Here is a 14,113-nt window from a genome sequence, read left to right as displayed (position 1 = left end):
CGGCGCTGGGTCACCGCCGACATCAGGGCTGCCCAGGCCTGCCGGGCGACGGCGCCAAACGCATCCATCGCTGCACGTCAGAGCCTGCGAAACCGGCGCTCGAGGTGCAATCGCCCAGACTTGGGAACCTCCACCGGAATGTTTGCCCCAAAACGGGTACAGGCCCTGTGGGCCTCCACTATGTTTGGGTCGGTTTCACTCATCTCGACTAGGCGGTTTGGGGAACCTGTGGGCATCAATCCGTTCGACGACGACAATGGCAACCTTTTGGGCTTCGGCACCAACGAGGAGCGTCACAATCTGTGGCCGGCCTTTGCCGATTTTCCAGTCTGCGAGCGGAGTGTACGCGGCGGGGCCGACCATGCTACCTGACCGGACCGCATCGACCGGGACCGATATGCGGCCGTTGAATCTGCGCGAAAGGCTGCCCGCTGACCGGGTTTCGGACAACTAAGCCGGGTGACTTGGGGGAGTCTATGGAGCCTGGGGACCAGGCGTTTCCGCTGACGCGGGCTCAGCTTGAAATCTGGCTTGCGCACGAGACGGCTCAACCGGGTACGGAGTGGCAGCTCGGCCTGTTCTTGAGGATCGAGGGTCCGGTCGAACGTGAAGCCCTTGAATGGGCTATCGGCCGGGCACTAAGCGAGGCCGAACCGGTCAGGGCCGGCTTTTTCGAGGCGGACGGCCAGGTCTTCCAACGGGTGATCGATCACCCGGATGTCACCGTGGCCTACTACGACCTCTGCTCCTCGGACGACCCCGTGCGAGACGCCCATGAAATTGCGTCATCGATCCAACGCACGCCATTGCCGTTTACCGGGCCGCTATTCAAATTCGCTTTATTCCAGGTTCGGCCCGATGAATTCTATCTATTTTGGTGCTGTCATCACATTGTGATCGATGGCTCCGGCATTGCGCTGGTTGGCCAGCGAATTGCAGCGATCTACTCGGCGATCATTTCGGGGACGCCCATCCCTGCTGCCTGCTTCGGGTCCTTGCCGGACTTAATTGACTGCGAGTCGGAATACGAAGCGTCAGACGACTACCTGACGGATCAAAACTACTGGATCCAGAATCTCCCCGGGGAAGACACCGAGCACTTTTCGGCGCCCCACGGCGGCGGCGACGAAGGGAAGCCGGACTGGCCGTCCGCGCCCGTTCGGTTGGACGCGGCGGTCCTGCGGCGAGTTGAGGCGTTGTCGCGCGCCTGGAATGTCCCCCGGTCAACCATCGTCACCGCGGCCTGCGCGCTCTTGATACGCCGGTGGTCCCCGTCGAACTCCGAGGTGGTGCTCGACTTCCCGGTCAGCCGGCGAGTGGCTCCGGAGGCCAAGACGCTGCCTGGGCTGCTCGCCGGGGTGGTGCCATTGGTGTTGAAAGTGTCGCCAGACTCCACGGTCGCGGCATTTTGCGGCCATGTTGACTCGCGGATCCGGGAAGCGGTGCAGCATCAGCGGTTTCCGGTACAAGCCCTGGAGCGCAAATCCCGCCGCCTAGGACCGGGAGCGCCCCCACCGGACCGGGTGAGCATCAACTTCCTTCCATCCAGGTTCAGCCTCCCATTCGGTGGCGTCCCGGCATCGGCGTCACTGACCAACAGCGGCCTGGTCAATGGTTTTGGACTGCTGTTTTCCAGCGACGGCGATGACCTGATTCTCAGCACTGCCGGTACTGGTCCGCCCTTGTCCAACCTGGACGTGGCTGATCTGGCGGGGCGGTTGGAGCGGCTGTTGACGGCGATGTCCGTCGATCCGGGACGGCGGCTGTCATCGCTGGAGCTACTCGTCGACGCCGAGCATGCCCGGCTGATGCAGTGGAGTAACCGCGGGGCGCTAACGCGGGCGGCCACCACGGCCGTATCGGTTCCGTCGCTGTTTTCTGAGCAGGTGGCGCGCACGCCCGATGCCGTCGCAATCAGCTGCAATGGCCGCTCGCTGACTTACCAGGAGCTCGACGAGGCGGCCAACCGGTTAGCGCATCTTTTGGTGGACCAAGGGGCGGGTCCGGGTCGGTGCGTGGCGCTGTTGTTGCCACGGTCGACGCAGGCAGTCGTGGCGATCCTGGCGGTACTCAAGGCCGGCGCGGCCTATGTGCCCATCGACCCGGCGCACCCCGATGCACGCGTGGAATTCATGGTCGCCGACGCCGCACCGGTGGCCGCGGTCACGACGGCAGAACTTCGATCTCGGCTGGACGGACGCGATGTGGCCGTGATCGATGTCGATGACCGCCTCGTCGAGACCTATCCATGCACCGCTTTGCCGGCACCCGCGGCCGACGACATCGCCTACCTGATTTACACCTCGGGCACGACCGGCGTCCCCAAGGGGGTGGCCGTCGGCCACGGCAACGTGACCCAACTACTGCAGGTGACGGACAACTATCTCCCGCAGGGAGTCTGGACGCAGTGCCATTCGCATGGCTTCGACGCGTCCGTGTGGGAGATGTTCGGTGCGCTGCTGCGTGGCGGCCGGGTGGTGGTGGTGCCCGACGAAGTGGCCAATTCGCCGGAAGACTTTCACGCCTTGTTGGTAGCCGAGCGGGTCAGCGCGCTGGTCCGCACGCCGTCTGCGGTTGGCATGCTCTCGCCGCAGGGGCTGGACAGCATGGCATTGATCGTGGCCGGTGAGCCGTGCCCGGTTGAGGTGGTGGATCGGTGGGCGCCGGGGCGGGTGATGCTGAACGCCTACGGGCCGACCGAGACGTCGATGGTCGTGACGTTCAGTGCACCGTTGCAGGCGTCGCAGGTCGACGGCACCGTGCCCATCGGGTCGCCGGTTCCCGGGGCGGCGTTATTCGTGCTGGACGGATGGTTGCATCCGGTGCCGGCGGGTGTGGTCGGTGAGTTGTATGTGGCCGGCGCCGGAGTGGCATATGGGTATGCCGGCCGCGCGGGGTTGACGGCCTCGCGGTTTGTGGCGTGCGCGTTCGGCGGCACCGGAACCCGCATGTACCGCACCGGGGACTTGGTGTATTGGGGTGCTGACGGACAGTTGCGGTACGTCGGCCGTGCCGACGAGCAGGTCAAGATCCGCGGATATCGCATCGAGCTGGGTGAAGTCCAGGCTGCACTGGCTGGGCTGGACGGCGTTGGACAGGCCGCGGCGATCACCCGCGAAGATCGCCCCGGCGACAAACGCTTGGTCGGGTATGTCACCGGGACCGTCGACCCGGCAACCGCACGCGCGAAGCTGGCCGAGCGGTTGCCGGCGTATATGGTGCCGGCCGCGGTGGTGGTCCTTGACGCTCTGCCGCTGACGGCAAATGGCAAACTCGACACCCGCGCGCTGCCCGCACCCGAATACCAGGACCGCGATCATTACCGGGCACCGTCCACCCCCACCGAAGAGATCTTGACCGGTATCTACGCCGAGGTGCTGGGACTGCAACGGGTCGGGGTCGACGAGTCGTTCTTCGAGCTCGGCGGGGACAGCATCTTGTCGATGCGGGTGGTCGCTCGGGCCCGGGCGGCCGGCCTGCTGTTTCGGCCGCGCGATGTCTTCGTCGAGCAGACGGTGGCCCGGCTGGCCCGGGTGGTCGGATTGGCCGACGGTACAAGAGGCGCGATCGATGAGGGCATTGGCCCGATAGTCGCGACGCCGCTGATGCGCTGGCTGCAGGACATCGGCGGACCGGTCGAGCAGTTCAACCAGACGGTGATCGTGCAGGCGCCCGCGGGCGTGACGGAAGCCGACGTGGTCGTGGTGTTGCAGGCGCTGTTGCACCGGCATGCCATGTTGCGGTTGCGCGTCGACGACGGGCCCGGGGGGTGGTCGCTGACCGTGCCCGAGGCGGCGTCGGTGGACGCCGGCGACTGTCTGCACGCCGTGGATGAGCTGTCCCGTGCGGCGTTGGTCGAGGCGCGGTCTCGGTTGAGCCCGGCCGAGGGGGTGATGCTGAGCGCGCTGTGGGCCAGGTCGACGGGCCAGTTGGCGTTGATAATTCATCATTTGGCGATCGACGGGGTGTCCTGGCGAATTTTGCTGGAGGACCTCAATGTCGCCTGGATTCAGCATCGCAGCGGGCAGCCGATCGGCTTGCCGGTGGTCGGCACGTCGTTTGCCCGGTGGTCCGCGTTGCTGGCGGAGCACGCCCACCGGCCGGAAGTCGTTGCGCTGGCCGAGGCGTGGCGGCAGGTGGCCGTGGCTCCCGCGGTGTTCCCGGCGGCCCAGCCGGACGTCGATACCTTCGCCACGGCCGGTCACCTGTCGTTGTCGCTGGACGCGGAGACGACGCGCATGGTGCTTGGTGACGTGCCCGCGGCCTTTCACGCCGGCGTGCACGAGGTCTTGTTGATCGCATTCGCGTTGGCGGTCGCGGAGCTAGTGGGCGGCGGTGCGGCGCCGATCGGCATCGACGTGGAGAGCCACGGACGCCACGAGGAGCTGGCCCCCGACGTGAATTTGTCCCACACCGTGGGCTGGTTCACCACCAAATACCCGGCGTCGCTGCTGGTCGGTGGGCTGGGCTGGACGCACGTGGTGGAGGGCCAGGCCGCGTTGGGGGCGCTGCTCAAGAGTGCCAAAGAGCAGCTGCGCGCCCTGCCGGACCCGCTGAGCTACGGTCTGCTGCGTTACCTCAACGACGAGGTTGAGCTCGCCGGGCCCGAGCCGGTGATCGGATTCAACTATCTGGGCCGGTTGGGCGCCGGAGACGACGTTTCCGACGATGTCTGGCGGTTGTGTCAGGACGGGCTATTGGTGAGCGGGGTGGCCGCGGCCATTCCGCTACCGCACACCGTCGAACTCACGGCCGGCACCGTCGATACCGACAGCGGCCCCCGCCTGCACGCCGACTGGTCGTGGGCGCCTTCGGCCATCGACAGCGAGCAGATCAGCCGGCTGGGCCGGTTGTGGTTCGAGGCCCTGACCGGGATCTGTGTGCATGTGCGCAATGGCGGCGGCGGGTTGACGCCGTCGGATGTCGCCCCGGCCCGGTTGAGCCAGCAGCAACTCGACGAACTGCAGCAGCATGACCGCATCGCCGACGTGCTGCCACTGACCCCGCTGCAGCAGGGGCTGCTGTTTCACGCCAGCACCGCCCAAGGGCCCGGTGACGACGTATACGCGGTGCAGCTCGACATCGCCTTGACCGGCGCCCTCGATCAACATCGGCTGCGCGAGGCGCTACACACCGTGGTCAATCGCCATCCGAACCTGGCCGCCCGGTTCTGCACCCAATTCGACGAGCCGGTGCAGGTCATTCCCGCCCGTCCGGTGATTCCGTGGCGGTATATCGACTTGGACGGCGCCGACTTGGATGTCGACGAATGGGTCCAGGAGATCTGTGCCGCCGAACGCGTCGTGGTCTGCGATCTGGCCGACCCGCCGTCGTTTCGCGCGGTGCTGATCCGCACCGCAGACGATCGGCACCGGTTGGTGTTGACCAATCACCACATCGTGCTCGACGGGTGGTCACTGCCAATCCTGTTGGACGAAATCTTCGCCTGCTATTACGGTCGCCGGCTGCCGCCGGCCGCGCCGTATCGCCGCTTCGTGGAGTGGTTGGCCGGGCGGGATCGCGCTGCTGCACAGGCGGCCTGGCGTGAGGTGCTGGCAGATTTCGATGCCCCGGCATTGGTGAGTCCGACCGGCCGGTCGCGGCTGGGGCGGCGAGACGTCACCACGTTGTGGTTGTCCAAGGAGACCACCCGCGCCGTCAGCGAGCTGGCCCGCGCGCAGCACACCACCGTCAACATCGTCCTGCAGGCCGGCTGGGCGCAGGTGCTGATGTGGCTGACCGGCCAGCACGACGTGGCCTTCGGCACCGCGGTGTCGGGCCGGCCGGCGGAGTTGGCCGGTGCCGACTCGATGGTGGGCCTGCTGATCAACACCGTGCCGGTGCGAGCGCGCGTCAGCGGGGCGACCTCTGTCGGGGCTCTGCTGGATCAGCTGCAAGGCGCTCACAACCACACCGTGGAGCACCAGCATCTGGCCCTGGCCGAGATTCACCGCGTCGCCGGTAACGACCAGCTGTTCGACACCTTGTTCGTCTTCGAAAACTACCCGGTAGACACCGCTGAGTTGGTGGGCGATCACGAGTTGACCATCACCGAGTTCGCGCTGCACGAATCGACGCATTACCCGCTGACGGTGGCGGCGATTCCGGGTCACGAGCTGGGCATTCGCGTCGAATACGACACCGACGTGTTCGACGCGGCCAGGATCGAGTCGCTGTTCAAGACGCTGGAACAGGTGCTGGTCAGCATGACCGCCGACGCCAGCCGGCGGTTGTTGTCGATCGACCTGCTTGACGACGACGAGCATGCCGGGCTGGACGAATGGGGCAATCGGGCGGCATTGAAGCAGCCAGTGCCGGGCTCCGCCGCGCGGTCGATTCCGCAGTTGTTTGCCTCGCAGGTGGTGCGCACGCCGGAGGCGGTCGCGGTGACGTATGCCGGCCGCTCGTTGACGTACCGCGAGCTTGACGAGGCATCGTCCCGGTGGGCGCACGTGTTGGCCGGCCTCGGCGCGGGTCCGGGGCAGTGCGTCGCGTTGTTGTTGCCGCGGTCGGCCGAGGCGATCATGGCCATCCTGGCGGTACTCAAGACCGGGGCCGCGTATGTGCCGATCGACCCCGCGCTGCCATCGGCACGCGCCGCGTTCATGGTGGCGGATGCCACCCCGGTGGCGGTGCTGAGCACCGCGGAGCTGCACTCGCGGCTGGACGGGGCTGACGTCCCGGTGCTCGACGTCACCGATCTATCCGTCGGCATTCAGCCGTGCACCGATCTGCCGGTGCCGGCGCCGGACGACGTGGCGTATCTGATTTACACCTCCGGGACCACCGGGGTGCCCAAAGGGGTGGCGGTCAGCCACCGCAGCGTCACCGAGTTCCTCACCTCGGTGGATGACCGGCTGCCCACGGGACCCGGACAAGTGTGGTCGCAATGGCATTCGCTGGTATTCGACGTATCGGTGTGGGAGATCTTCGGTGCGCTGCTGCACGGCGGGCGGCTGGTGGTGGTGCCTGACGAGGTGGCCGGCTCGCCGCAGGATTTCCATGCGTTGCTGGTTGCCGAGCAAGTTGGCGTGTTGAGTCAGACGCCGTCGGCGGTGGGGGTGCTGTCGCCCGACGGTCTGGGTTCGGCGGCGTTGATCGTCGCTGGTGAGGCCTGCCCGGTGGACGTGGTTGATCGATGGGCGCCGGGGCGGGTGATGATCAACGCCTACGGCCCGACCGAGGCCACGGTGTATGCGGTGGTCAGCGCGCCGCTAGAGGCGCAATCGGTGACGAACGGGACCGTGCCGATCGGTGCGCCGGTACCCGCGGCGGCAGCGTTTGTCCTGGATGCGGGACTGCGCCAGGTGCCCGCGGGCGTGGTCGGTGAGCTGTACCTGGCCGGGGGCGGGTTGGCGTATGGGTACGCCCGCCGTGCGGGATTGACTGCGTCGCGGTTTGTGGCGTGTCCGTTCACCGTGCCCGAAGTGCCGGGGCGGCGGATGTATCGCACCGGCGACTTGGTGCGCTGGGGTGCCGATGGGCAGCTGGTGTATCTGGGCCGGGCCGACGAGCAGGTGAAGATTCGCGGGTATCGCATCGAGCTCGGTGAAGTCCAGGCCGCTTTGGCGGAGCTGGACGGGGTGGATCAGGCGGCCGTGATGGCGCGCGAAGACCGGCCCGGCGACAAGCGGCTGGTGGGCTACATCACCGGCACCGCCGACCCGGCCGGCGCGCGCGCGAACCTGGCCGAGCGGCTGCCGGCGTATATGGTCCCCGCCGCGATCGTGGCGCTCGACGCGCTGCCGCTGACCGTCAACGGCAAGCTCGACCGGCGGGCCTTGCCGCCGCCGGAATACGGGGACGCCGAGCGTTACCGCGCCCCGGCAACCGCCATCGAAGAGCTCCTGGCCGGTATTTACGCCCAGGTCCTCGGCATCGACCGCGTCGGGGTCGAAGACTCGTTCTTCGACCTGGGTGGGGATTCGTTGTCGGCGATGCGAGTCATCGCTGCGATCAACAAATCCGTGGGCGGCGGTGTGTCGGTGCGTGCCTTGTTCGAGGCACCGACGGTGGCCCAGCTGGCTCCCCGAATCGGCGCGGCCGCCCATCGGCTCGAGCCGTTGGTGGCGGTGGAGCGCCCCGAGGTGGTGCCGTTGTCGTTTGCCCAGAACCGGTTGTGGTTCATCGATCAGTTGCAGGGCCCTTCGCCGGTGTACAACATGGCCGTCGCGTTGCGGCTGGGCGGACGGCTGGACGCTGACGCGCTGGGTGCCGCCGTGCGCGATGTGGTGGCCCGTCACGAGAGCTTGCGTACCGTGTTCCCGGCGTGCGACGGGACACCGCGGCAGGTGGTGGTGCCGGTTGAGCGAGTTGACTTTGGTTGGCAGGTGGTGGATGCCACCGGCTGGTCGGCGGGCCGGCTGGAGGAGTCGATCGGCGAGTGCACGCGCCACGCGTTTGACCTGGCGTCCGAAATCCCTTTGCGCGCACAGCTTTTCCGTGTTGCCGACGACGAGCATGTGCTGGTGGCGGTGGTGCACCACATTGCTGCCGACGGCTTGTCGATCACCCCGCTGGTGCGTGATCTTGGGGTGGCCTATGCCTACCGGTGCACGGGACAAGCCCCCCGCTGGGCGCCGCTGGCGGTTCAGTATGTCGACTACACGCTGTGGCAGCGCGAACAGCTGGGTGACCTGCAGGATCCGCTCAGTCCCATTGCGGGGCAGCTGGCTTACTGGGAGAAGATCCTGGCCGGGCTGCCCGAGCGGATCGAGCTGCCGACGGATCGGCCGTATCCGGCGGTCGCCGACTATCGCGGCGCCAGCGTGCCCGTCGACTGGCCCGCGCAGCTACAGCGGCAGGTAGCTCGGGTGGCCCGCGAGCACGACGCAACCGGGTTCATGGTCATGCAGGCCGCCCTGGCGGTGCTGCTGTCCAAGATCAGTGCCAATTCCGATGTGGCCGTAGGGTTTCCGATTGCCGGTCGGCGCGAGCCGACGCTCGACGAGCTGGTGGGGGCATTCGTCAACACCTTGGTGTTGCGAGTGGATCTCTCTGGTGATCCCACTCTGGCCGAGGTGTTGGCTCAAGTACGGCAGCGCAGCCTGACCGCCTACGACCATCAAGACGTGCCCTTCGAGGTACTCGTCGAGCGGCTCAACCCGGCGCGTAGCCGCAGCCACCACCCGCTGGTCCAGGTGCTGTTGGCCTGGCAGAACTTCGCCGGTGACCCGGCCGCCGGTTTGCAGTTGGGCGATCTCGAGGTCACCAGACTGCCGGTAGATACCCGCACTGCCCGCATGGACCTGTCGTTCCTGTTGGCTGAACGCTGGACGGACGCCGGGGAACCCGCCGGGATCGGCGGCAGCGTGGAGTTTCGGACAGATGTGTTCGATGCGGCCAGCATCGAGGCGCTGATCGAGCGATTGCGGCGGGTGCTGGTCACGCTGACCGCCGACCCGGCCCGGCGGTTGTCCTCGGTAGACCTGATCGACGCGGCCGAACACACCCACCTGGACATGATCGGCAACCGGGCGGTGTTGGCCTGTCCGGTGCCACCGACGGCCTCGATTCCGGTGGTTTTCGCCGCGCAGGTGTCCCGCACTCCGGAAGCGGCAGCGCTTACCTTCGAAGACCGCTCAATCACCTACCGCGAACTCGACGAATCCTCCAATCGGTTGGCCCATCTGCTGGCCGGGCAGGGGGTCGGCCCAGGCGAGTGCGTCGCCCTGCTGTTGCCGCGTTCGGCTGAGGCGATCGTGGCCATTTTGGCGGTGCTCAAGACCGGGGCGGCCTATCTGCCGATCGACCCGGCGGTGCCGGCGGCCCGCATCGAATTCCTGCTCGGCGATGCAGCACCGATCGCGGCTGTCACCACCGCCGCGCTGGCGGACCGGCTGGCCCGGTACGGCCTGACGGTCATCGATGCGAACGACCCACGTATCGCCGCCCAGCCCGGTACCGCGTTGCCGGCACCCGCTCCCGACGACATCGCCTACCTGATCTACACCTCGGGGACGACCGGGGTTCCCAAGGGAGTGGCCGTCACGCACTACAACGTGACCCGGTTGTTCGACTCGCTCGACGTCGGCCTGCCGCTCGCGCCGGGAGAGGTCTGGACCCAGTGTCATTCCCTGGTGTTCGACTACTCGGTCTGGGAGATCTGGGGTGCGCTGCTGCATGGCGGCCGGTTGGTGGTGGTGCCGGAATCGGTGACACGCGTCCCAGAAGACCTGCACGCCTTGCTGATTGCCGAACGCGTCAGCGTGTTGAGCCAGACCCCCTCGGCGCTCGGGATGCTTTCCCCGCAGGGCTTGGACTCGGTTGGGTTGATGGTGGCCGGGGAGGCTTGCCCGGTTGAGGTGGTGGACCGGTGGGCGGCGGGACGGGTGATGGTCAACGGCTACGGCCCGACCGAGACCACCGTGTACGCCTCGATCAGCGCACCGATGCGGCCGGGTCGCGGCGCGGTTCCCATCGGTGCTCCAGTGCCCGGCGCGGCGTTGTTCGTGCTGGATGCGGGCCTGCGGCGGGTGCCAATCGGCGTCGTCGGCGAGTTGTACGTGGCGGGCACCGGACTTACCTGTGGCTATGTGCGGCGGGCCGGGCTGACCGCATCGCGGTTTGTGGCGTGTCCGTTCGCCGGGCCGGAAACGGGCGCAGTGGCGGGTCAGCGGATGTATCGCACCGGCGACTTGGTGCGCTGGGGTGCCGATGGGCAGCTGGTGTATCTGGGCCGGGCCGACGAGCAGGTGAAGATCCGCGGGTACCGCATCGAGCTCGGCGAAGTCCAGGCCGCATTGGCTGCGTTGGACGGGGTGGATCAGGCGGCGGTGATCGCCCGCGAAGACCGCCCCGGCGACAAGCGACTGGTGGGCTATATCACTGGCACGGCCGACCCGGCCGCCGCGCGCGCGACGCTGGCCGAGCGACTGCCGGCGTACCTGGTGCCGACCGCGGTCCTGGTGCTCGACGCCCTGCCGCTGACCATCAACGGCAAACTCGACCGGCGGGCCCTGCCCGCGCCCGGATACACCGATGCCGACCGCTACCAAGCCCCGGCCAACAACGTCGAGGAAATTCTGGCCGGTATTTACGCCGAAGTCCTCAACGTGGATCGGGTGGGGGTGGAGGACTCGTTCTTCGACCTGGGTGGCGATTCGCTGTCGGCGATGCGGGTGATCGCTGCGATCAATACCGTCCTGGATACCGATCTTTCGGTGCGCACCTTGTTCGAGGCGCCGACGGTGGCCCAGCTGGCGTCTCACGTGAGCGGGACTGGCAGCGGACTGGAGCCCTTGGTGGCGATGCAGCGCCCCGAGGTGGTGCCGTTGTCGTTTGCCCAGAACCGGTTGTGGTTCATCGACCAGCTGCAGGGCCCGTCGCCGGTGTACAACCTGGCCGTCGCGTTGCGGCTGGGCGGGCGGCTGGACGCCGACGCGCTGGGTGCGGCGCTGGCCGATGTGGTGGGCCGTCACGAAAGCCTGCGCACGGCGTTCCCCGCCGTCGACGGGATACCTCGGCAGCTGGTGATGCCGGTTGAGCGGGCCGAGTTTGGTTGGCAGGTGGTCGATGCCACCGGCTGGTCGCCCGCTCGGCTATCCGAAGCGATCGAAGAATGCACCCGCCACAAGTTTGACCTGGCATCGGAAATCCCGTTGCGGGCAAGGCTTTTCCGTGTTGCCGACGACGAGCATGTGCTGGTGGCGGTGGTGCACCACATCGCCGCCGACGGTTTGTCGATCACCCCGCTGGTGCGTGATCTGGGGCTGGCGTACACCGGCCGGTGTGCCGGGCGGGGCCCCGGCTGGACGCCGTTGGCGGTGCAGTACGTCGACTACACGCTGTGGCAGCGGGCGCAGTTCGGCGACCTCGACGACGGGGACAGCCGCATCGCCGCCCAGCTGGCGTATTGGGAAGCTGCGCTGGCGGGGCTGCCGGAGCGCATCGAGCTGCCCACCGATCGGCCGTATCCGCCGGTCGCTGACTATCGCGGCGCCAGCGTGGCCGTCGACTGGCCGGCGCAATTGCAGCAGCGGGTTGCTCGGATGGCCCGCGAGCACGACGCGACCGGCTTCATGGTCCTGCAGGCGGCGTTAGCGGTGTTGCTGGCCAAGCTCAGCGGCAGCGCCGACGTCACAGTGGGGTTCCCGATCGCCGGCCGGCGCGATCCAGCGCTGGACGACTTGGTGGGCTTCTTCGTCAACACCCTGGTGCTTCGGGTCAACCTGGACGGCGACCCCACCCTTGCCGAGGTGTTGGCTCAGGTGCGCGAGCGCAGCCTGGCTGCCTACGAGCATCAAGACGTGCCATTCGAAGTGCTGGTCGAGCGGCTCAACCCGACGCGATCGCTGAACCATCACCCGCTGGTCCAGGTGATGTTCGCCTGGCAGAACTTCGCCGGCGACCCGGCCACCGGGTTGGCATTAGGGGACCTGCAGGTCAGCTCGTTGCCCATTGACACGCGCACGGCCCGCGTGGACTTGACCTTCTCACTGGCCGAACGCTGGACCGACGCCGGGGCACCCGCCGGAATCGGTGGAGCAGTCGAGTTCCGCACGGATGTGTTCGACGCGAAAAGCATTGGGACGCTGACCGAGCGATTGCGGCGGGTGTTGGAGATCATGACCGCCGATCCGCGGCGCCGGCTGTCGTCGATGGACGTGCTGGATGCCGATGAGCATGCCTACCTGGACCAGATCGGTAACCGCTCGGTGCTGGCCCAGCCGGCGGCCCCGTCGATGTCGATCCCGGCGGCTTTTGCCGCACAGGTGGCGCGCGCCCCCGAGGCGTTGGCGCTGACGTGCGACGGCCGCTCGATGACGTATCGCGAACTCGACGAAGCGTCTGACCGGCTGGCGCACGCGCTCGTTGCCCGGGGGGCCCGGCCCGGCAACTGTGTGGCGCTGTTATTGCCACGTTCGGCCGAGGCGGTGGTGGCCATCTTGGCGGTGCTCAAGAGCGGGGCCGCATATCTGGCGATCGATCCGGCGCACCCGGCGGCGCGGATCGAGTTCATGGTCGCCGACGCCGCGCCGGTTGCCGCGGTCACCACCGCGGATCTCGCCGACCGCCTGGACGGCACGCGGCTGGCCGTCGTCGACGTCGGGAACACGGCGATCACCGGACGAACCGGCACCGCGCCGCCGTCGCGGCCATCGCCGGCGCCCGACGACATCGCCTACCTGATCTATACGTCGGGCACGACCGGGATTCCCAAGGGTGTGGCCGTCGCGCACCAGAACGTAATCCGGCTGCTGGCGTCGCTGAACGCCGACGCCGAGCTGACGCGCCAGGTCTGGACGCAGTGTCACTCCTATGCCTTCGACTTCTCCGTGTGGGAGATCTTCGGTGCGCTGCTGCACGGCGGCCGGTTGGTGGTGGTGCCCGAATCCGTGGTCCGATCGCCGGAAGACCTGCACGCCTTGCTGATCGCCGAGCAGGTCAGCATGTTGAGTCAGACACCGTCGGCGTTTTACGCCCTGCAAAGCGCGGATACCCGAGCACCCGAGCCAGACCGGCTGACGCTGCAGACGGTGGTGTTCGGCGGGGAGCCGCTGGAGCCGCAGCGTCTCGGGACGTGGCTGGACCGCCACCGGGAATCACCGCGGCTGGTCAACATGTACGGCATCACCGAGACGACGGTGCACGCCTCGTTCCGCGAGATCGCCGCCGCCGACGTGGACCGCAGCGTCAGCCCGATCGGGGTGCCGCTGGCCCATCTCGGCTTCTTCGTGCTGGACAGGTTGTTGCAGCCGGTGCCCGTCGGTGTGGCGGGTGAGTTGTACGTCGCCGGTACCGGGTTGGCGTACGGGTATGTCGGGCGGGCCGGGCTGACCGCTTCGCGGTTCGTGGCCTGCCCATTCGGTGGCGTGGGGCAGCGCATGTACCGCACGGGGGACGTGGTGCGCTGGGGCCCCGATGGGCAGCTGGTCTATCTGGGCCGGGCCGACGAGCAGGTCAAGATCCGCGGGTATCGCATCGAGCTCGGTGAAGTCCAGGCCGCACTGGCCGGGCTGGACGGGGTGCAGCAGGCGGCGGTGGTCGCCCGTGCGGACGGTCCCGGTGAGAAACGGCTGGTGGCCTACGTGACCGGCACCGCGGACCCGGGTGACCTGCGCGCCCGGCTCGCCGAGCGGCTGCCCGCGTATATGGTTCCCGCCGCGGTGGT

1 protein-coding gene (cut by a window edge) is annotated in these 14,113 nt (G+C 67.8%); it reads left to right on the top strand.

The window, feature by feature from the left end; all coding sequences use genetic code 11:
• Positions 1–476 precede the first annotated feature (476 nt).
• On the top strand, positions 477–14,113 hold the 5' portion of the coding sequence (locus tag AC5Y2L_RS16035) for a non-ribosomal peptide synthase/polyketide synthase (protein ID WP_499936828.1). The gene runs 9,385 nt beyond the window's last position; 13,637 of the gene's 23,022 nt are visible here — the first part of the coding sequence; the start codon lies at positions 477–479; its stop codon lies beyond the right edge, outside the window.

It is taken from the genome of Mycobacterium sp. NGS66, assembly GCF_059812225.1.
Note: the sequence above shows the minus strand (reverse complement) of the source record. Positions and strands in the feature narration are given on the sequence as shown.